Raw genomic sequence first — 21,165 nt, 5'->3', positions numbered from 1 at the left:
GTTTTGGGGCGTCCGTTATGATCCGCATAGCGTCCGCTCTGAAACGCATCAGAGTCCGCTGGGCTCCGCAGAATGCATTCCAAGGAGTTTGAACTGAGAGTCTCCAGAAATGACCCCTCATTTGCTTTTGAAATATGGCCGGATCTTCGGGCCAGGCTCTCTGTTCAGATAACAGCCCCTAATGGGGAAACTATGCCTATTGTGTACCCCTCGTTTAAGGGATGTGTCGCATATGATTTTATACTAAGTTCAACATATGTCTGGGTCAATAATGTATTAATTGAAGAGGAAAATGGGACACAGTTAATCCTGATTCGGTTAAGAAATGCCTCAGAGGGAATCTGGCGCGTTCGCCTTAAAAATATTGACAGTAATCCATTTTCTTTTCACAGCTGGCTTCCTGGCGGAGACTTGATTTCAGAGGACACTTTTTTTATAGAGTCAACCCCGGACACAACGATCACATCTCCGGGGAATGCCTACTATGCCTTAACTACAAGTGCCTATAATCAGTTCACGGATAGCATACTTATAACCTCCAGCCGGGGCTACACTCGTTTTGGACTGGTAAAACCTGATATTGCGGCACCGGGCTATGAAATACCATGTGCGTCCCCTAATAATGGATATCTGTCTCTGACAGGAACAGGCGCCGCAGCTGCACATGCATCTGGCGCAGTGGCAATTGTGTTTGAATGGGCTATTATTCAGGGGAATTTTACCTCCATTACTGGTAACGATGTGAACACTTTAATTATGAGGGGGGCAGACCGCAGTAGTGCAGAGGTTTATCCAAATACTATATGGGGCTATGGGAAATTAGATCTGTATTCTCTTTTTCTACTATTGACTTTAGTGTAAGTACCAGGGCTAATAGCTTATGCATTTTCGGGAATGCCTAGACTCAAAACTAATGATATAATTGTCATATAGAGAATACGGAAAGGACGGATACAAGAAATGGAGAAGATAATTTATAATGTAACCTTGGCGGATGGCATACGCTATGATTTACTTCTGCGGAATGGACAGTTTGCTGCAATTGCAAAGACAGGAAAACTCGAGAATTCTTCGACAGCGGAGCATATGGACGGTACAGGCTGCCTGCTCCTTCCGCCTCTGGTGGATGCCCATGCCCATTTGGACAAGACAATGCTGGGGATGAAGTGGTTCCATAATAATTTGGGCCCTCTTCTCTCTGAGCGCATTGCCAATGAGAGAGAATCCCGAAGGAAAGTTGGATTGGATTCCTGTATACAGGCAGGGAAACTTATTGAGAGATCCATTTCTATGGGCACTTTGGCCATGAGAAGTCATGTGGATATAGATACGGCAAACGGTTTGAGCTGTCTGGAGGGTGTATTAGAAGCAAGGGAGAGGTATCGGGACTGTTTTTATACAGAGCTGGTAGCCTTTCCTCAGAGTGGTCTGGTGAGTAGGCCCGGAACCATAGAATTGATGGAGGAAGCTCTAAGGCTGGGAGCAGATCTGGTTGGGGGAATAGATCCCGCTGCCGTAGACCGGGATCCAAAAGGGAGTATAGGAGCCATTTTTTCTCTTGCAGAGCATTTTGATAAGGGAGTCGATATTCACCTTCATGAGCCAGGGGAATTGGGGGCCTTTACTATGGAACTTATAGCCGATCATACCATAGCCTCCGGCCTTCAAGGACGAGTGACTATAAGTCATGCATTCTGTCTGGGAAGTCTGGAGGAGAGACGGGCGAATGCTCTGACAGAATTGCTTTCCGATGCAGGAATTCAGATTACCACTGGAGGGCAGGCATATGTGCCTGCAGTGCCTTCAGTGAAACAGCTTCTGAACGCAGGAGTGAATGTGTGCGGCGGAAACGATAATGTCAGGGATATGTGGAGTCCATATGGTACCGGTGATATGATAGAAAGGGCTCAGTTGATTGCCATGAGGAATGGGTTCCGAAGAGATGAAGATCTGGAACTGGCACTGAAAATATGTACAGAGAACGGTGCGAAGCTTTTGCAGCTGGAGGGATATGGGATATCAGAGGACAACAGTGCAGACTTTCTTCTGGTACGTGCTGATAATATTGCAGAATGTGTGGCTGCAGGACCAAGGGAACGTCAGGTATTCAAGGCAGGCGTGTTAATTGCCGAAAATGGAAAATATCTCTCATAATTGTCTGCCGATTATTCTATAATATGTCAAAAGGAATTATATAGGGAGTCAAAGTGGAAGAAGTGATGAACTACATAAAACCGGAGCTTGTTCTGGTATCTCTGGTGCTGTATTTTATTGGAATGTGGTTTAAAAAGGCAAGCTTTGTGAAGGATAAATATATTCCCCTGCTGTTGGGTGGAACGGGTGTTCTGCTTTGCGGAATCTGGGTATTTTCTAATTGCTCCTGTTCCTCCCCTAAGGAGTTGGCAATGGCTGTTTTTACAACCTTTACCCAGGGAATACTGGTGGCAGGACTAAGTACTTATATCAATCAGATTATAAAGCAGGCCGCTAAAAATGAATAAAAAAATCCCGGATTTGAAAGTCTTATCCAAGAACTGTAAACTATAGATAAGATTTTTCATAAAATAGTTAAAAAGGGTCGGCGCAGATGACAGTAACGGAGAGATATATTATTTTACTTAGCTGTATAGAGGATCAGGCATTCGGAGCTCAGGAGGCTGAGATGTTCTGGAGAATAGCTGCGGATGAGGTTTATGAAAATACCGGAGTTTATATATCGGCTATGATATGCGAGCATAAATTGGTTTGCGGGGAGATGCTTGGATGCAAGATGGACGAAAAATGTGTTCAGATTGTATGTGTGAGAAACCCCTCAGAATTTCATAGCAGAGAAGTGTATTTTGAATTGTTAAAACGTATTCTTTTAAAAGTAAAAAAACAAATGAATAATCCTAAAGCAGCATTTACTGCGGAGCAGATAGAATTCACTTATTTCAACAGAGTGAATGAAACAGACGCTCTATAATGAAGGAGAGCCAGTACCCATGGGGTACTGGCTTATGAAAAAGAAAAAGTTTTGCGTTAGGTTGTTGGCCTCTTTACAAGTATTATAATACACAATAAGTGTGAGGATTCTGTGATGACCAATTAAAGAATCTGTGAACAAATTTAAAAAAGTGTAAACGGTTTCTTAAGAACCAATACTTGGCCGGTATAGTACTCGTAAAAATGGCAAGCCTAACTACTGAGGTGATAGCATGGATAAAAAACAGTCAGAAAAGAATAACAGAAGAAAAAACCTGGAGAAGTTTAACAGCATTACTCAGAAAGTAAAACCAGAGAATCAAAATCAGACACATAACGTCAGAGAAGAGGGAATTGCACCCTCCCACCATAACTACAGCTGAGGCAAATGGGGGGCAAGTGTGCACAGCGTCGGTGGGCGGAAAAAAGCCCACCGAATGCTTTGAGTATGAGTTAAGACTTAATAGTAAAGTAGAACTATAAATAATCTTGAAATTAAAAAATATAAAAGATAATTTTCTATATATATTGAAAAAAAGTAAATAATATTATAAAATAAAAGCAGCAAAAACTATAAAAAGGAGGTACATATTATGGGTGAGCAAAAAGAAACAGCTGTTTTGTTAAAAGACGTTTTAGATGATAAGGAATTAGGCCAGAGAATGGACACATGGTTCGACAGACAGGGACTGAAGACGTATCAATGCGATGACAAATTTGTATTGAGAGACTTGAATGGAAATCTGGAGGATACGTTTAACCAGGATGACTTGATTGCTGAATACAGGTTCCAGGTAGCTAACAGCAAGATTCCAAAGAAGTGCAGAGAAGAATAGGAATCTACATAAAAAAGCGGAGACATCCTCTCCGCTTTTATTCTGCGTGGCAACAGCAGTAGTCAGTTATTTATGGGAATTTTTGCTGCTTTTATCAGCTGCTTTCTGGCGTTCGTCCTCTTCCCGTATTTCCCGTTCAATACGTTCCAGGGCTGATTTACAGGAAAGGGGCATTTCCAAAGGGGAATTCAGATTATTTTTTATTTCCATAGCACTAATACCTCCTGATAGGAACAGTATGTGCAGGTTTATTTCAAAATATCCTGATATTCCTCATGTTCCCGGAACCATTGAACCGCATAGGAACAAGTGGGGAGGGCCAGTTTCCCCTGTGTGCGGATTTCCTCTGCCGCTTCCAGGAGCAGCTTACCGGCAATTCCCTGACCACGGAGGGAGGGATCTACAAAGGTATGGTTGATATTTACAGTAGTTGCGTTTAGATTTGGAAAAGTAACTTCGGCCAGCAGTTCTTGGCTGTCCCCGTATAAAGCGATTTGGTTCGGGTTGTGAATAAAGTTCATAACATTTCTCCTCCTGGGGTATCTTGATAAAGCTTAAATGGTAACAACAGACTTCGTATCGGCGTAGATTATAACAGGTTTTTAAGGAGAGCGCAAGGGAGGTACAATAGAAAATTGAAACCAGGACGGAAATTCTTTTATAATACATGAGAAACATAGAAAAAAGCAGGAGGGAATGCACGGATGAGAATTGAGAAAAAAGTGATAAGTAAATTGGAAAAATGTTATGCCCTGGCACCTTTCTTCTATAAAGGAAAAGAATGCTTTCTGGCAGCATCCGCAAAAGAAGCAGAGTGCCGCATTTACGATATGGAAGGAAATATGCTGGAGGTGGTCTGGGATGGACCGGGAGGTGTTATGACGATGGTTCCGATCCCGGACAGCAGCGGACAGTTTCTCGCTACCCACCGCTTTTATTCCCCCAATGATTCCAGTGAGGCCTCGATCGTCACAGCTTTTCCAAGGGAGAAAGGGGGCTGGGAAATCCAAACTTTGGCAAAGCTGCCGTTTGTGCATCGTTTCGATATTTTAAGGAATCAGGGAAAAAAATATCTGATTGCCTGTACATTGAAATCAGGTCATAAGTATAAGGACGACTGGTCAGAGCCAGGAAAGGTATACGGAGCGGAACTACCCTCTGACTTATCCCAGTATCATGATGACCATCCGTTGAAGTTTCAGGTCATAAAAGACAGTATGCTGAAGAACCATGGATACTGCAAGATATGCCGAGATGGGGTAGAAAAGGGGGTTATTGCCTGCCACCAGGGAGTCTATGAGATATCCCCTCCACGGGAGGGCAAAGATCTGTGGGAGATAGAAATGTTGCTGGAAACACCGGCAAGTGAGGCCATTTTAACAGATATTGATCAGTGCGGGGAGGAAGAGCTGTTCCTGGTTTCTCCTTTTCACGGGGACAAGCTGGAGGTTTATAAAAAAAGGGATGGAAGGTTTCAGAAAATATATGAGCATCCTCAAAAACTGAAATTACTGCATGCGGCAGATAAGGGTTATATTGGTAACACCCCGGCAGTGTTTATCGGACATAGAAGAGGTGATATGGATCTGTTGGCATTCATAAGCGACGGCAACGGGGGATTAAGGACCTATACACTGGACCATGGCTGCGGGGCGGCTAACGTACTCTATCGGCATACACAGGGCAGGGATATTCTGATAGCTGCAAACATGGAAGCCGACGAACTGGCCATGTATTATCTGAATGCGTAAGGGGGATGGAGAGATAAAAGCTGGTACAAATGGATGATATGACAATGCAATGATCCCGGAATTAAGCTGGGATGAGAATTGTAACTACGCGAAACAACAGAAAAGAGTGAAAGGAACATCCCCGCAGGAATCAATCAAAAGGCATGAAAGCCCTGATTCCTGCGGGGATATTCTAATGGGGTGTCGGGGCGTTAAAAAGTGCTATTTCCTGACAGCCTCTTTTTTTAACCCTTCGGATGCTACACTCAGGAAATTATTTCCTGAGATATTTGGTTAAAAATAAGTTAGAATGGTTAGATATCAACCGTAATAACCTTAATCCCTTTTCCCGCAATCTTCTCCAGTTCAGCGGGATCTGCACTGGGATCCGTAATTAGAATATCTATATCCTGGATAGGTATGCTGATGAAATTATAGGACTTTCCAACTTTGGATCCATCTGCCGCTATAATCACGGGTCCGTTGCAGCGCTTAACCATGGCCTCATTAATGGAGGTCTCCTGGTAAACTGAGGTGGTAGTGCCGCAAGTACTGCTGATTCCATTGACTCCCAGGATACAGGCATTCCCGTAAATACTGTTTACAACATTAAGCGCATAGCTTCCAACAAGAGATTTGGAGCGGCTGCGGCACTCTCCTCCGGTCATTATCAGTTCTACATTATCGCTCCAGACAGAAGAGGGGGCAAGCGCATTATTGGTCATTATGCGGACGGATCTGCTGTTAAGATATTTCATAACAGCAAGGGTTGTGGAACCTGAGTTCAGGAATACAGTAGATCCATCCTGAACAAGTGAAGCAGCCTTTTTTCCAATGCAATTTTTAATATGTTCGTTCAGGATCTTTTTTTCTTCCACTACAACATCATAATCCGCTGTGGAGGTATTCAGTGCTGCCCCACCGTGAAATCTCTGTACCAGGTTCTTTTTTTCTAATTCAGCCAAATCCCGGCGGACAGTCAGTTCGGAAACTTGGAGCATCCTGCTGGCATCGGAAACTTTTATGGAATTGTGTTTTGTAATATAATCAAACAACCGTTTCTGTCTTTCTTGAATCACGTTTTTGGATTGGTTCATATTGAACACTCCTTACTCTTAATACTTGGTTTATTAGTTCGATTATAAAGCAATAGAAAGATAAATGCAATAAAATATCGATATAAAATTTGAAAACCATAAATTAAATGAATGAAAAGTGATTTAAACGAATGAAAAGATGTAAAAAGTGTACAAAAACGAATTAAATTATCGGAAATAAGTCAATAGACATTAAAATTGATTAATAGTACAATAAAAACATCAAATAAACGAACAAAAAATAATTAATAAACCAGGAAGGAGAGAAAATGAGCAGAATTGAAGAGGTAACAAGGGATAGGTGGATATTGGACACTTTTCCCGAATGGGGTACATGGCTGAATGAGGAGATCGAGGAGCAGAAGGTGGAGGAAGGCAGTGTAGCTATGTGGTGGATGGGATGTACCGGGGTGTGGATAAAAACACCTGGAGACTGTAACATTAGCATTGACCTATGGTGCGGAAGAGGGAAGAGAACAAAACGGGTGAAGGAAATGGCTTTGGGTCATCAGATGGCGAATATGTCCGGAGGGAGAAAACTGCAGCCGAACCTGAGAGCGTCTGTGGCTGTACTGGATCCATTTGCGGTAAGAAAAGTAGATGCTGTACTGGCAACACATTACCATCAGGATCATATGGATGTGAATTATGCAGGGGCAGTTCTCTCGAATGTTCAGGAACCCATCCCTTTTATTGGTCCCCAAAAGGCAGTAGAGCTATGGATAAAATGGGGGGTTCCCGAGGAGCGATGTATTACTGTCAGACCCGGAGACACAATAAAAATAAAAGATCTGGAGATTCTTGCTCTGGAATCTTTTGACCGGACGTGCCTGGTAACTACAGACGGAGTGGAGGACATCAGAGGAACCTGTCCGGATGATATGGATCAAAAGGCGGTGAATTATCTGATTAAGACTCCGGGAGGAAATATATATCACAGCGGTGACAGCCACTATTCTATCTGTTTTGCAAAACATGGAAAGGAACATAAGATCGACGTGGCACTGGCGTCCTTTGGTGAAAATCCGGTTGGGATAGCGGATAAGATGACATCGGTTGATGTTCTGCGGATGGCGGAAGCACTGCAGTGTAAGGTGGTAATACCGGTGCACTATGATGTATGGACAAATTTTATGGCGGATTTGAATGAAATACGGGTTCTGTACAGGATGAAAAAAGAACGTCTGAATTATAGGTTTCATCCCTTTTTCTGGGAAGTGGGAGGGAGGTATATCTATCCTCAGGATGCAGAGAAAACAGAATATCATCATGACAGAGGATTTCAGGACTGCTTTGAAAGAGAACCCAATACACCTTTTTGTTCAATTTTATAATTATGGAGAAGATGCTGAATCAATCACCCTAAGGGAATATTACTGCCGGGCATGAGAGGTATTAGGCAGGGAAGACACCCTGGGTATACTTAATGAAAGAAAGGATTATATTATGAAGAATAGAAGAAAAAGTATTGCTTTACTTACAGCAGGTATTATACTGTGCAGCGGTGTTTTAGCAGGGTGCGGAGGGAAGAGTGAGACCAAAGAAAACAGTTCGTCTGAAAAGTTTACCTTTCGAATCGGGGCTGGACATGTAGTGGAGAACATTACCTGGACTACGGCAATGGAAGAATATTTTGTACCTACGGTAACAGAGAAAGCAAAGAGCCTCGGCTACGAAATTGAATGGGTAAAATCTTACGGCGGATCAGTGGCAAAATTAGGAGAAGCTCTGGAGGCAGTAGAAGGAGGAATCTTGGACTTTACTTATGTAAATTATGGATTTGAGCCGTCAACTCTGAAAATCCATAACATTGATTTTAGAGTTCCTTTTACCTGTCCGGATCCTGAAGTGGTAAGCAAAGCTGCAGCAGGCCTGTTCGATAAATACCCGGATGAGTTTACAAACGCATTCCAGAAATACAACCAGACCTCCCTGGGAATTGGAGTGACAGATAATTACTGTATCTATTCTACAAAGCCAATTGAGTCTGTAGAAGACCTGAAGGGAATGAAAATCGGCGGCGGCGCCAGCTATCTGTACTGGCTGGAGAATACTGGTGCCACGGCAGTGCAGTCCAGCTTAAACGATGGATATACAAGCATGCAGACCGGAGTGTATGACGCGATGATTTGTCCCCTGGGTTCCGCTTATGGAATGAAGTTATATGAGGTTGCACCCTATGTAATTCTAACAGATTTTGGCTCTAAGATGGCGGGTTCCCTAACGGTTAACAATGACACTCTCAATGGCCTTCCCGAAGACTTAAAGGATGTCATACTGGAGACAGGAGCCGGCTATACGGAAGCAGAAGCGAAACTCACAGCGGAAAAATACGCCAGTGATTTGGAAGGATTAAAGGAAGCTGGTGCGACGATTATCCAGTTGAGTGATGCAGAAAAAGAAAGATGGGTGGAGGTAATACCTAATGTTGTCCAGTCTGCAGTGGATGAATTCAACGAGGCCGGCTATCAGACAATAGAAATATATAAAGCATATTGGGAAGAATTAGGCAAAAACGGTTATGATATGGTAATCGACTGGGAGCTGCAATAACGTTCTGGACAAATCGGAGGTCTGTATTTTGAAAGTATTTATGAAAATTAAATCAGGTTATGAGACATTCTTGTCTTACTACAGCTCGGCAGGGGCAATGCTTATTGCGGTATTAATGTGTGTAATAACGTTTGATGTAATTGCCAGAACCTTTTTCAACTATTCTTTTCAGGGAACGGCAGAAATAGTGGCAAACTCTATCGTAGCGATCGCATTTATGCAGTTTGCTTACTGTCTGGCAGTGGGAAAGCATGTGAGAACGACCATTATTTACGACAAGGCAAATGACAAAGCAAAACTTTTTCTGGACCTTTTTTCATATTTGATAGGATTCTGTATTTTTGTAATTCTGATCCACCCGGCACTGGATGTATTCCTTGCAGCAGTTTCCAGTGGAGAGTTTGAGGGAGAAGGCGCTCTTAGAATTCCTACGTGGCCGACGAAACTCGCCATATTCATTGGATATGTAACACTGCTGATTGAGTATGTAATTCATATTCTCGACACAATATTTAAAATTGCGGGAAAAAATCGGGAGGTTAAAGTATGAGCACACTGCAGATAACGTTACTGTCATTTTTATTGCTGATTATCCTGGTTGCAATGGGGGTTCATCTGGGGGTGAGCCTGCTCAGCTGCAGCATTGTGGGTATGATTCTGGCCGTGGGAAACTATGACGTAGCTGTCAATATGGTAATATCCACAGCCTATAATTCACTGAAAGATTATATATTTGGGGTCACCCCACTGTTTATTTTAATGGGTTTGCTGGCTAACCTTTCAGGCGCCAGCGGAAGCCTGTACGACTCCTGCCATCTGCTCTTTCGAAGGCTGAAAGGGTCACTGGGATATGCCACCGTAGTTGCAAACGCAATCTTTGCCGCTGTCACCGGTGTCAGCATAGCCTCAGCGGCAGTTTTTACCAAGATTGCAGTGCCGCAGATGAGAAAGCATGGATATGAAAAGAAGTTTTCCGTGGGAAGTGTGGCCGGAAGTTCCATACTGGGAATGCTGATACCCCCCAGTGTACTTATGATACTGTACGGAACCGCATCAGGTACCTCCATAGGGCATCTGTTCGTTGCGGGAGTAATTCCGGGAATTATTACGACTGTGATATTTATGTTTACTATCTGGCTGACCATAAAGATCAAACCGGATACTGTGCCGAATATGGGCGAAGCCGTTAAAACTATGGGGCGAAAAGAAAGAATGAGTATTATTCTAAAACCCTGGCCCATGATTTTATTGATTCTTGTTAGCCTGGGCGGAATCTGGATGGGGTATTTTACTCCCACGGAAGCTGGCGGTGTAGCGGCATTCGGTGCTTTGCTTCTGGTAATAGCAAATAAGAAGTTTACTCCAAGAGGGTTTTTAGAAGTCTTGAGAAATGCGGGGGTGAGTACGGGAAGTGTTATGTTTTTGTTGATTACAGCACAAATGTATTCCCGTGCCCTGGCTGTATCGGGAGCCATTAACCTTGTGGAAGACTTTATCCTTTCGCTGCGTATGCCACCGATATTAGTTGTTATTATGTTTATGATTATCTTCCTTGTGCTGGGATGCGTACTGGATTCCACCTCCATTGTCCTGCTTTGTATGCCCATTATGTGCCCTATTATAGCAAATTATGGATATGATTTGGTCTGGTTTGGCATAATATCCATTATTGCAATTCAAATCGGTATTATATCGCCCCCCTTCGGTATGAGCGTATTTACAGTAAAGTCAGCACTGGGAGACATCGGCTCAACAGATGGAGACGATATCAGTGTAATAGATATTTTTAAGGGCTCAATGCCTTATATTGCAGGGATGGTAGCGGTATTAATTATCTGCATCGTATTTCCAAAGGTTGTTTTAATTGCACTTTAAAGAGGAGGAAAAATGGAGAAAATAATTCTGAAGGTAACAGAAAAGGACAGGATGCGCTTAAGAGAGCTGGCAAAACAGCAGTATGAGATATCCCAGCTTCCTGTTATGAGGGAACGGGAAGAGAGATGGTACAGGCATAATAGTTGTCAGGGCAGCTGCCGGGGAGATTATCCTTTGGTGGTCATGGAGATAAAATATTGTATTGACGATTATCTGGATCTGGAATGTGAAACAGAGTTCGCGCGGGCAGTTGAAAAGGAGCTGCTGACACAGCTGGTGAACCACACACTGGTGGACGACGATAAGGTGATCCCAGGATATTTTACCGTATACTGGGATATGGATATCCGAACTTTTGACCTGGATATGGAAGAAAAAAGAGTGATTGACAACAGAGGGAAAAGTGTGGGATATACAACCATACATCATCTGGAAAATCTGGAAGAAAGCTTCTGTAAGATTGGAAAGACTGTCCGCAGAGCGGATAAAGAGTATACATATCGATACAAAGAAAGGGTGGAGGAGATTTTTGGAGATATTCTTCCTGTAAAAATCAAGATGCCTCCTTCTGTTAACTGGATGGTCAGTCCTTCTAAAAAAGCAATTTATCTTATGGGGCTTGAGAGTATGATGCTGGCGCCTTACGACTGTCCCGAAAGGTATCAGCAGCTTTATGGAATGCTGGTGGACGATGTACTGGAAACATTTCAATGGATGAATAGGGAAGGTCTTCTGTGCCTGAATAATGGAAATGATTACGCCGGAGCGGGCAGCTATGGATTTACCGGAGAATTGCCATCCGGGCAGTATCTTAAAACCGGAGAGATCGAGCTGAAGGACTTGTGGGTGAATCTGAATTCACAGGAAACTCTCAGTATTTCTCCCGATATGTACGGGGCGTTCTACTGGCCTCACTATAAAAGGCTGGCTGAACAATTTGGACTTGTTTATTATGGGTGCTGTGAACCTACAAATCCAATCTGGAAAGATTACCTTTCTACTTTGGATAATCTCAGAAAGGTTTCTGTATCACCCTGGGCAGACGATGAGCTTATGGGGGAATATCTGAGGGGCAGTAAGATTATCTACTCAAAGAAGCCCAGCCCAAACTATCTGGCATTGGATACGCCGTTGAATGCGGAACACTACAGAGAACATATAAAGAAAAGTGTGCTGGCTGCCAGGGGCTGTGAGACAGAGATTATTGCCAGGGATGTATACGCTTTGTACGGAGACAGACACAAACTGGGACAAGGAGTCCAAATAATAAGAGAGGTATTGGAGAAATACTGGTAGCAGGTGGTGGTATATGAATATATTAGTTCTTGATATTGGGACAACCAGTATGCGCGGGGTAATGTACTGCGGGAGCAAAGCAGTAGTAAAGGAAATCGCCTGTGAGACACCCTGCATTTATAAAAAAGAGGGTATCGTAGAGCAAGATCCTGTTATCTGGCTGAACGGCATGCAGAGAATCTGCCGTCAGATACAGGAAGAGTTTGCAATAGACGCGATCGCGGTGACAGCATTTCGTTCTTCCGTGATAGCAGTAGACCGGACGGGTACTCCGCTTCTTCCCGGTATTATGTGGCAGGATACCAGAAACTCCGGCATCTGCCGGGAACTGCAGGGATTTAATCCCATAATACGTAAGAAGACGGGCGCAGATCTGAATACCGTGTTCAGCGGCAGCAGAATTACCTGGATAAAAAGAAATTATCCTGACATATACCGAAAAACTTATAAGATGGTAACCGTTGCTGATTTTATCATATACCATTTGACGGGCAGATTTGCAACCGATTATACGTATGGGAGCAGGAGCCATTTGATGAACCTTCATACATTGAGATGGGATGACGAACTGTGCAGGATCTTTGAAATTGACAGCAGTAAGCTATGCGAGCTGACCCCGCCCGGCAGCCGTGTGGGGTATACTACTATTGAAGCGGCAAAACAATTCTCTATACCCCACGGCATACCGGTAATTACCTCTGGAGGAGATCAGCAGTGCAGCGCGGTGGGAGCGGGAGCATGGGACTACAGTACAGCGGTGGTGAACAGCGGAACGGGAACCTTTGCGGTTACTGTTATAGAGGAAGTACCTGAAAATGAGTTAACATCCATATGCAATGCTGCCTCTATACCTGGAAAATATATCCTGGAGGCCAATTCATTGTCAGGCTCAGCAGGATTCGATTGGATTTGCAGGCTGTTATCTGAAACTGGAACTCAGGGTAAGCCAGATTATAAATGGATTAATACTTTAATTGAAAAGGTGCCTCCGGGTTCCGGCGGTGTATCCTGCATTCCTCATTTCAGCGGCTGCGGGACCCGTGCCTGGAATCCACAGGCCAGAGCTGCCTTTACAGGAATTTCTCTGGACACAGGCCGGGGAGAATTAATACGGGCAGTGTTAGAGGGGATTGCTGTTGAGACGAAGAAAAATCTTAAGCTTTTAAAAGGCGACGGAGCGGCATTTGAAACTATTTACGTTTCCGGAGGCATGACAAAAAGTGAAGTTTATAATCAAATACAGGCTGATGTATATAACTGCCCTGTAGTCTCGTTGGAGAATCCTCAGGCAACAGCATTTGGCGCCTACATAGGGGCAGGGGTGGCACTTGCTGTCTTCTCTGATGTAAAATCAGCCTTTCAGTCCGGGAAATGGGAGGAAACCAGAACGGTTTATGAGCCGAACCGGGAGGCAGCTGCTTTGTATGAGGAAATAGAAACCAGGACGGAACTTCTTTTTCAGTACATGAGAAGCATGGAAAGCAGCAGGAGGGTATGAACGGATGAGAATTGAGAAAAAAGTGATAGGCAAATTAGAAAAATGTTATGCGCTGGCACCTTTCTTCTACAAAGGAAAAGAATGCTTTCTGGCGGCATCAGAAAAAGAAGCAGAGTGCCGCATTTACGATATGGAAGGAAATATGCTGGAAGTGGTCTGGGATAGCCCGGGAGGTGTTATGACGATGGTACAAAATCCGGACAGCGGCGGACAATTTCTCGCAACCCGCCGCTTTTATTCCCCCAATGATTCCAGTGAGGCCTCGATCATCACAGCTTCTCCTAGGAAAACAGGCGGTTGGGAAATCCAGACTCTTACAAAGCTGCCGTTTGTGCATCGTTTCGATATTCTAAGGAATCAGGGAAAGAAATATCTGATTGCCTGTACATTGAAATCGGGTCATAAGTATAAGGATGACTGGTCGGAGCCTGGAAAAGTATACGGAGCGGAACTTCCCTTTGATTTGTCCCAGTGTCACAATGGCCATCCATTGAAACTTCAGGTTATAAAGGACAGTATGCTGAAGAACCACGGATACTGCAAGATCTGCCGAAATGGGGAGGAGAAAGGTATTATTGCCTGTCATCAGGGAATCTATGAGGTATCCCCTCCGTCGGAAGACAAAGATATGTGGAGGATAGAGAGGCTGTTGGAAACACCGGCAAGTGAAGCTTTTTTTGCAGATATTGACCAGTGCGGGGAAGAGGAACTGTTCCTGTTTTCTCCTTTTCACGGGGATAAGCTGGAGGTCTATAAAAAAAAGAACGGAAGGTTTCGGAAGATATATGAGCATCCTCAAAAACTGGAATTTCTGCATGCTGCAGGGAAGGGTTATATAGGCAGCACCCCGGCAGTATTTATCGGACATAGAAAGGGTGATATGGACCTGCTGGCATTGATAAGCGACGGCAACGGGGAATTGCGGACCTGTACACTGGATCATGGCTGCGGCGCAGCCAACGTACTCTATCGGCATACACAGGGCAGGGATATTCTGATAGCTGCAAACCGGGAAATCGATGAGTTGGCTATGTATTATCTGAATGCATAAGGGGTTGAAGAGATGAAGGCTTATACAATTGGATTATATGAAAAAGCAATGCCCCCTGAATTAAGCTGGAAAGAGAAGCTGGAAGCAGCGAAATTCGCTCATTATGATTATGTGGAGTTAAGCATTGACAGTACTGAGGAAAAAATAAACCGTATTTATATGTCCAAAGAAGAAAGACTGTCATTAATTCAGAACATGTATGAAGTGGGCATCCCTGTCCGCTCAATGTGTGTAAGTGCCCTCACAAAATATTCACTGGGCAGCGGTAATGCCAAGCTGCGGGAAAGAGGGATGGAAATTCTGGAAAAAGCTATTGAGCTGGCAGATGATCTTGGAATTCGCATTATTATGATCCCAGGGTATGATGTTTATTATGAGGAATCCACGTCTGAAACACAAAAGCGCTTCTCTGATAACCTTCAGAGAGCAGCCCATATGGCTGCGGCATATGGGGTATTAATTGAATTGGAAACCATGGAGAATAATTTCATGAATACAGTATGGAAAGCCATGTATTATGTGGAGCAGATAGGGTCTGTCTATTTAGGTATTTATCCGGATTCCGGAAATATAAAAAATGCCGCTGTATCTCTGGGGTTTGATGAGATAAAAGACCTGCAGTCTGGTAGGGGACATATAACCTCACTCCATCTAAAGGAAACGAAGCCGGGCCAATTCCGGGAGGTTCCCTTTGGGAGCGGTCATGTGGACTTCAGAAAGATAATAGAAGCCGCATGGGAGATCGGAATCCGAAAATATGTCACAGAATTCTGGTACAAAGGAGAGGATGATTGGCAGGCGGAATTAGAGAAGGTGAACAATAGTATGAGAACTATATTAGAAAGTATGAAGTGCCCCTACATAACAGCAGGAGAGGACTAACCATGAGGTTGGTCCTTTTTTGATATTTAACAAATATTTATCGAAAAACAATAAAAATATATTGAAATTCATTCTTACTGGTGATATAGTGTATGGTGAAATGAAATAAAAAAGTAGCGGTACGTACCAAACGCAAAAATGAAAGGGGCGATTCTTATGAAGCAAAACCATCTGGCTTCTGTTACTAAGGTATTATTGGATATTATGTTTTATGGAGGTATCATTACCTGTATTTCTCTCCCGTGGTGGATGAAGTGGCTGGGGAGCTACTATCCTTCGTTTCAGGAGTTCTATACACAGATGCTTTTTATCTATGGGGGGGCCGGTATCCTGGCAGTAGCCATTATCTGGCAGCTGAGAAAGATATTTAAAACCGTACTCCGGAAAAATTGTTTTGTGGAGGAGAATACCAAAAGCCTCAAGGTTATGGGCTGTCTGGCATTTGGTTTGGCGGTTGTCATGGGGGGCCGTTTGTTTTTTATTATTACTCCGGCTACCCTGATTATTATATTGGTATTTCTTGTGGGAGGGCTTTTCAGCCTGGTCCTCTCTCAGGTATTTCATGAGGCGGTGAACTACAAGAATGAAAACGATCTGACGATTTAGGAGGTGCCTTATGGGAATTGTTATTAATCTGGATGTTGTAATGGCTAAGAGAAAAAAGGGCCTGAAGGAACTGGCGGAGGAAGTGGATATTACCATGGCAAATCTGTCCATATTAAAGAATAATAAGGCAAAGGCTATCCGTTTCAGTACCTTGGAGGCTATCTGTAAGGCGCTGCACTGCCAGCCGGGAGATATTCTGGAATATGTGGAAGAGGATTGTGAGAAAGAGTAAGGAGGGTATCAGATGAGTATAGAGATGACCGATGTGCAGGAGGAGGTATTCCTCCCCGCAGATATAGGAAAACAGAGGGAAGAGGCACCTGAAATCGTATTCATGAAGGAGCATTACCGGTATTTCGCTGCTGCAGCTCTCCTGTACGGCGTTTTTTATGCTGTTTGTATGTATCAGAATCCTGCGGGAATTACATTTCCTTTTATGGTTGCAGCTACGTTCGGATTCTGTATCCTGGGGCTGAAGCATATGGGAAGAAAGATTAGGAAGAGCACCTGGATCTATGTACTCCTGGCAGTGCTGCTGGGTACGGGGGTATGTCTGACTGCCAGTGAGGTGCTAAGAACCTTTCATAAAGCGGGAGCCTTTTTGCTCTTACTTCTTTTTATGACAGAGCAGATCTATGGAAATGAAAATAGGAGCATTGAAGATTATGCAGGGCATTTTCTTTGGAAATGCATTCATATTTTGGGAGGATGCTATTATCCCTTTGCCCATTATAAAGCTTATCGGGAAGAGCATAGAAAGAAAGAGAATCCAGGCAGAAAATATATTTATATGGGAGTCGGAATTGCTGTGCCTGTATCCTTACTGGTATTGCTGCTTCTTGCAAGAGCAGATGAGATATTTTCCCATCTGTTCGGCGCACTGTTCCGGAATATATTTATTCCAACCAGATTTTTAGGAGCTTTTCTCATGGCGTTTGCGGCTTTTGTGTTCATGTACAGCTTTTTTGCTGTGAATATTGTAAAAAAGCAAAAGAATAGACAGGCGGAGAAAAGGGCTGAGCCGGTGACTGCGATTATCGTTACAGGTGCTCTTACAGGTATCTATTTGTTATTCTGCGGAATTCAGGTTATGTACTTATTTGCCGGGGGGATTTTCCGGCTTCCTGAAGGAATGACGTATTCAGAGTATGCAAGGCAGGGGTTTTTTGAGCTTTTGTTTGTAAGTCTTTTGAATCTGGCCATTGTTACCCTATGTGTAGAACACGTCAGGGAAAATCGGATTCTGAAAGTATGTCTGACGGTTGTTTCCGGCTGTACGTATATTCTTATCTGCTCTTCCGCATACAGGATGGTCCTGTATATCAGGCAGTATCATTTGACATTTCTCCGGATATTGGTACTATGGTTTTTAGGAGTATTGACAATATGGTTGACAGGAGCAATTGCCAGCATTTATCATAATAAAATAAACTACTTTAAATTTGTTGTTACCGTAGGTGCGGTGGGGTATCTTGGATTTGCCCTGGCCAGACCGGATGCATGGATTGCCAGATATAATATCAGCCATATGGAGGAATTGTCTTACCGTGACATTGTCTATATGACTCAGGCATTATCCGACGATGCAGCCCCGGAGATTGCCCGGATTTCCAAAAGACAATGGAAAGTGCAGGACTGGGAATATATCAGTCAGGAACTGGCCAGCTATCATGACAGGATATACCTGCAATATAGGGATTTGCCTGTTAGAAAATGGAACCTAGGCAAGGTACTGGCCCAAAATGCAGCTGCAGAACAGCAGACCGGAGGATATGAATGACAGAACGATTATTTGACAGGGACAGTCACCTGCAGAAATTTACAGCAGAAGTGATATCCTGTGAAGCAATAGAAGAAGGATGGAAGGTTGAACTTGACCGTACGGCTTTTTTCCCGGAAGGAGGAGGGCAGAAAGGGGATACCGGAAGCCTGGAGGGGATCGAAGTATGGGATACCCAGGAGACCGGTGACCGTATCTTTCACTACACACGCGGCCCTCTGGAGCCAGGCTCTGCAATACAGGGGGCCATAGATTTTGAAAAGCGGTTTTCCAGGATGCAGCATCATTCGGGGGAACATATTGTGTCAGGGCTGGTTCACCGCTTTTTCGGGTATCACAATGTTGGGTTCCATCTTGGGGACGGGCCAGTTACCATGGATTTCAGCGGACCTCTCAACGAGGAGGAGCTGCGGCGTGTGGAGCTGGAAGCCAACCGGGCAGTTGCGGCTAATCTGCAGGTACAGGTATCGTATCCGGAAAAGGAAGTACTTGCACAGCTGGAATATAGGAGTAAGATAGAGATAGAGGGACAGATACGGTTGATAACGATCCCTGGGTATGATGTGTGCGCCTGCTGTGCACCCCATGTCAGCCTTACCGGAGAGATCGGCAGCATCAAACTGACTGGATCCGCCAGATATAAAGGAGGAACAAGGGTCAGTATGCTGTGCGGCCTGAGGGCGTTGGAAGACTATAATCTGAAGGAAAAGAATGTTGCAGAAATCTCCGCTTTGTTGTCTGCAAAGCCTGAGGAAGTGGCAATTGCAGTAAAAAGGCTTCTGGCCGAGCTCCAGGAAAAAAAGGAGCGCATTGCCGGTCTCCAGGAACAGCTTCTTATCCAGAAACTGGAGCAGATTCCAATGGGACAGAAGACGGTCTGTCTGTTCCAGCCGGGGCTGGATACCATTGCAATGAGAAACTTTGTGAATGCAGGAGCAGAAAAATGTACCGGTATCTGCGGAGTTTTTGCGGGGGATGATGAAAGCGGATACCAGTATATTCTTGGAAGCCGGACACAGGATGTGAGAGAATTTGCGAAGGAGTTTAATCTTGTCTTTCATGGAAAAGGCGGGGGAAAGCCGGAGATGGTACAAGGATATGTACGGGGAAGCCGGACAGCCATAGAAAATTATATCAGCAGGTGAAAATATGAATGTATTAAATATAGAGCATGTAAGCAAAATCTTTGGGGATAAGGTTATCTTTGATGATGTCTCCTACGGAATTCACGAGGGGGATAAAATAGGTATTATAGGGATCAATGGGACGGGAAAGACAACGCTATTGAAAATGATCGCCGGACTGGAAGAACCGGACCAGGGGCAGATCGTTGCCCAGAACGGCCTGAGGACTTCCTATCTGCCTCAAAATCCGGAGTTTCCCAGGGATTCTACAATTCTGTCCTATGTCATAGAACAGATCCGGCAAAATGAGTGGAGCAGAGACAGCGAGGCCAGGAATATATTAAACAAGCTGGGAATTACAGAGCATGAGACAGGAATCTGCCAACTTTCGGGGGGACAGAAAAAAAGGGTGGCGCTTGCCAGAACCTTGGTAGACCCCGGAGATATTCTAATCCTGGATGAGCCCACAAACCATCTGGATAATGAGATGGTCTTGTGGCTTGAGGAGTATCTGATGAAGTTTAAAGGTGTTGTGGTTATGGTTACCCATGACAGATACTTTTTGGATAGGGTTACAAATAAGATTGTGGAAATCAGCCACGGAAATCTGTACAGCTATACGGCTAATTATACAGAATTTTTGGAAATGAAAGCCCAGAGAGAAGAGATGGAGCTGGCTTCGGAGAGAAAACGCCAGAGCATTCTGCGCATGGAGCTGGAATGGGCCAAGAGAGGCTGCAGAGCCAGAAGCACAAAACAGAGGGCACGGCTGGAGCGTTTGGAAGCATTGAAAAACGGAACGGGTCCGTGCAGAGATCAGACCGTGGAGATGGATTCCGCGGAGACGAGAATGGGGAAGAAGACTATCGAACTTCACCATGTGAGCAAGCAGTATGGGGGGAGGCGGATTATTCACGATTTTGACTATATTGTGCTGAAGAATCAGCGCCTGGGAATTATAGGTCCAAATGGCTGTGGCAAATCCACACTTATGAATTTGCTGGCAGGCGTCCTTGAACCGGACGAAGGAGACATAGAGGTTGGAGAGACAGTTAAAATCGGCTATTTTGCTCAGGAAGAAGTGGATATGGATCCGGGACAGAGAGTCATCGACTATGTAAGAGATATCGCGGAATATATTCCCACAAAGGATGGAAGAATCAGCGCGTCACAGCTTCTGGAGCGCTTTCTCTTTGACGCATCCATGCAGTACACTCCTATAGGAAAGCTTTCAGGAGGAGAAAAGAGAAGGCTGTATCTGCTCAGCATACTGGCAGGGGGAGCTAATGTTCTTCTCATGGATGAACCTACCAACAACCTGGATATTCCCACACTGACAATTCTGGAGGACTATCTGGATTCTTTTTCCGGGATTGTGATTACGGTATCCCATGACAGATATTTTCTGGATAATGTTGTGGATCGTATCTTTGCCTTTGAGGGAGACGGTCGCCTGCAGCAGTATGAGGGAGGCTATACAGATTATCTGGAGTCCAGACAGTACCGGCAGACGGCGGAGGATGATTCCGTCAGAAAGAACACCGGTGAGAAGAAGAAAGCCCCGGGAAAAGAGTGGAAACAGAACATGCCTGTGAAGCTGAAATTCTCCTTTAAAGAACAGAAGGAATTTGAAACGATAGACGATGACATTGAGGCTCTGGAAGAAAAAATTGTATCTTTAGATGAGGATATGTCTGCCAATGCCACGAATTCGGCAAAGCTGTTCCAACTGTCAGAGGAAAAGGATAGGACAGAAAAAGAGCTGGAAGAAAAAATGGAACGCTGGGTATATCTGAATGATCTGGCAGAAAAAATAGAGGAACAAAAGGCAGGAAAAATTTGAAACCCGCAGGAAACAAGAAACAGCACAATA

At 44.2% G+C, this 21,165-nt stretch carries 23 protein-coding genes; 20 read left to right on the top strand and 3 right to left on the bottom strand.

The features are described from left to right. Positions 1-72: 72 nt before the first annotated feature. The 6 genes from GKG41_RS20125 (at position 73) to GKG41_RS20105 (ending at position 3,800) form a co-directional block, all read left to right on the top strand. On the top strand, positions 73-861 hold the full coding sequence (locus GKG41_RS20125) for a S8 family serine peptidase (RefSeq protein WP_154261625.1): 789 nt from the start codon (positions 73-75) through the stop codon (positions 859-861). A gap of 99 nt (positions 862-960) precedes the next feature. Beyond that, a complete protein-coding gene (locus tag GKG41_RS20120) occupies positions 961-2,154 on the top strand; it encodes an amidohydrolase family protein (protein WP_154261624.1) in 1,194 nt (397 codons plus the stop codon). 65 nt (positions 2,155-2,219) lie between these two features. After that, entirely contained in the window at positions 2,220-2,501 is a 282-nt protein-coding gene (locus GKG41_RS20115) for a phage holin family protein (RefSeq protein WP_154261623.1), read from the top strand. Between the two features lie 161 nt (positions 2,502-2,662). Next, complete coding sequence (locus GKG41_RS20110) at positions 2,663-2,965, top strand: hypothetical protein (RefSeq protein WP_154261622.1); 303 nt, start codon at positions 2,663-2,665, stop codon at positions 2,963-2,965. Positions 2,966-3,197: 232 nt separating this feature from the next. After that, positions 3,198-3,347, top strand: coding sequence for a hypothetical protein (locus GKG41_RS23220; protein ID WP_173015671.1), 150 nt, complete (start codon positions 3,198-3,200; stop codon positions 3,345-3,347). A gap of 210 nt (positions 3,348-3,557) precedes the next feature. Further along, on the top strand, positions 3,558-3,800 hold the full coding sequence (locus GKG41_RS20105; protein WP_154261621.1) for a hypothetical protein: 243 nt from the start codon (positions 3,558-3,560) through the stop codon (positions 3,798-3,800). A gap of 66 nt (positions 3,801-3,866) precedes the next feature. Here GKG41_RS20105 and GKG41_RS20100 read toward each other — a convergent pair whose 3' ends face one another. After that, positions 3,867-4,010, bottom strand: a complete 144-nt coding sequence (locus tag GKG41_RS20100) for a hypothetical protein (RefSeq protein WP_154261620.1) — start codon at positions 4,008-4,010, stop codon at positions 3,867-3,869. 38 nt (positions 4,011-4,048) lie between these two features. After that, on the bottom strand, positions 4,049-4,321 hold the full coding sequence (locus GKG41_RS20095) for a GNAT family N-acetyltransferase (protein ID WP_154261619.1): 273 nt from the start codon (positions 4,319-4,321) through the stop codon (positions 4,049-4,051). 183 nt (positions 4,322-4,504) lie between these two features. Here GKG41_RS20095 and GKG41_RS20090 point away from each other — a divergent pair, with 183 nt between their 5' ends. Then, complete coding sequence (locus GKG41_RS20090) at positions 4,505-5,551, top strand: hypothetical protein (RefSeq protein WP_154261618.1); 1,047 nt, start codon at positions 4,505-4,507, stop codon at positions 5,549-5,551. Between the two features lie 293 nt (positions 5,552-5,844). Here GKG41_RS20090 and GKG41_RS20085 read toward each other — a convergent pair whose 3' ends face one another. Continuing rightward, positions 5,845-6,627: a DeoR/GlpR family DNA-binding transcription regulator gene (locus GKG41_RS20085; protein ID WP_154261617.1), complete on the bottom strand. Its 783-nt coding sequence runs from the start codon at positions 6,625-6,627 to the stop codon at positions 5,845-5,847. 269 nt (positions 6,628-6,896) lie between these two features. Here GKG41_RS20085 and ulaG point away from each other — a divergent pair, with 269 nt between their 5' ends. The 13 genes from ulaG (at position 6,897) to GKG41_RS20020 (ending at position 21,135) form a co-directional block, all read left to right on the top strand. Further along, positions 6,897-7,961: an L-ascorbate 6-phosphate lactonase gene (gene ulaG, locus GKG41_RS20080; protein WP_154261616.1), complete on the top strand. Its 1,065-nt coding sequence runs from the start codon at positions 6,897-6,899 to the stop codon at positions 7,959-7,961. Between the two features lie 112 nt (positions 7,962-8,073). Next, a complete protein-coding gene (locus GKG41_RS20075; RefSeq protein WP_154261615.1) occupies positions 8,074-9,180 on the top strand; it encodes a C4-dicarboxylate TRAP transporter substrate-binding protein in 1,107 nt (368 codons plus the stop codon). 28 nt (positions 9,181-9,208) lie between these two features. Continuing rightward, the gene (locus tag GKG41_RS20070) at positions 9,209-9,730 is read left to right on the top strand and encodes a TRAP transporter small permease (protein WP_154261614.1); all 522 of its coding nucleotides are present in this window, start codon (positions 9,209-9,211) and stop codon (positions 9,728-9,730) included. Next, positions 9,727-11,055: a TRAP transporter large permease gene (locus GKG41_RS20065; RefSeq protein ID WP_154261613.1), complete on the top strand. Its 1,329-nt coding sequence runs from the start codon at positions 9,727-9,729 to the stop codon at positions 11,053-11,055. Before GKG41_RS20070 ends, GKG41_RS20065 begins: the two co-directional genes overlap by 4 nt. A 12-nt stretch (positions 11,056-11,067) precedes the next feature. Continuing rightward, positions 11,068-12,351, top strand: a complete 1,284-nt coding sequence (locus tag GKG41_RS20060) for a hypothetical protein (protein ID WP_154261612.1) — start codon at positions 11,068-11,070, stop codon at positions 12,349-12,351. A 13-nt stretch (positions 12,352-12,364) separates the two neighbouring features. Then, entirely contained in the window at positions 12,365-13,849 is a 1,485-nt protein-coding gene (locus GKG41_RS20055) for an FGGY-family carbohydrate kinase (protein WP_154261611.1), read from the top strand. Positions 13,850-13,853: 4 nt separating this feature from the next. After that, positions 13,854-14,900, top strand: a complete 1,047-nt coding sequence (locus GKG41_RS20050) for a hypothetical protein (RefSeq protein ID WP_154261610.1) — start codon at positions 13,854-13,856, stop codon at positions 14,898-14,900. Between the two features lie 12 nt (positions 14,901-14,912). Further along, positions 14,913-15,782 (top strand): L-ribulose-5-phosphate 3-epimerase, encoded by an 870-nt coding sequence (locus tag GKG41_RS20045; RefSeq protein WP_154261609.1) that lies wholly within the window; start codon positions 14,913-14,915, stop codon positions 15,780-15,782. A 156-nt stretch (positions 15,783-15,938) separates the two neighbouring features. Continuing rightward, positions 15,939-16,388 carry a DUF2975 domain-containing protein gene (locus tag GKG41_RS20040; protein ID WP_154261608.1) on the top strand — a complete coding sequence of 150 codons (450 nt, stop codon included), beginning with the start codon at positions 15,939-15,941 and terminating at the stop codon, positions 16,386-16,388. 10 nt (positions 16,389-16,398) lie between these two features. After that, entirely contained in the window at positions 16,399-16,620 is a 222-nt protein-coding gene (locus tag GKG41_RS20035; RefSeq protein WP_154261607.1) for a helix-turn-helix transcriptional regulator, read from the top strand. Between the two features lie 12 nt (positions 16,621-16,632). Further along, positions 16,633-18,168 (top strand): DUF4173 domain-containing protein, encoded by a 1,536-nt coding sequence (locus tag GKG41_RS20030; protein ID WP_154261606.1) that lies wholly within the window; start codon positions 16,633-16,635, stop codon positions 18,166-18,168. After that, positions 18,165-19,313, top strand: coding sequence for a DHHA1 domain-containing protein (locus GKG41_RS20025; RefSeq protein WP_154261605.1), 1,149 nt, complete (start codon positions 18,165-18,167; stop codon positions 19,311-19,313). The genes GKG41_RS20030 and GKG41_RS20025 overlap by 4 nt, the downstream gene beginning before the upstream one ends. 4 nt (positions 19,314-19,317) lie before the next feature. Then, complete coding sequence (locus GKG41_RS20020; RefSeq protein WP_154261604.1) at positions 19,318-21,135, top strand: ABC-F family ATP-binding cassette domain-containing protein; 1,818 nt, start codon at positions 19,318-19,320, stop codon at positions 21,133-21,135. Positions 21,136-21,165: the final 30 nt, after the last annotated feature.

Origin of the sequence: Lactonifactor sp. BIOML-A5 (assembly GCF_009677585.1) — a bacterium.
GTDB lineage: Bacteria > Bacillota > Clostridia > Lachnospirales > Lachnospiraceae > Lactonifactor.
This window is presented reverse-complemented; position numbering and strand designations above follow the sequence as displayed.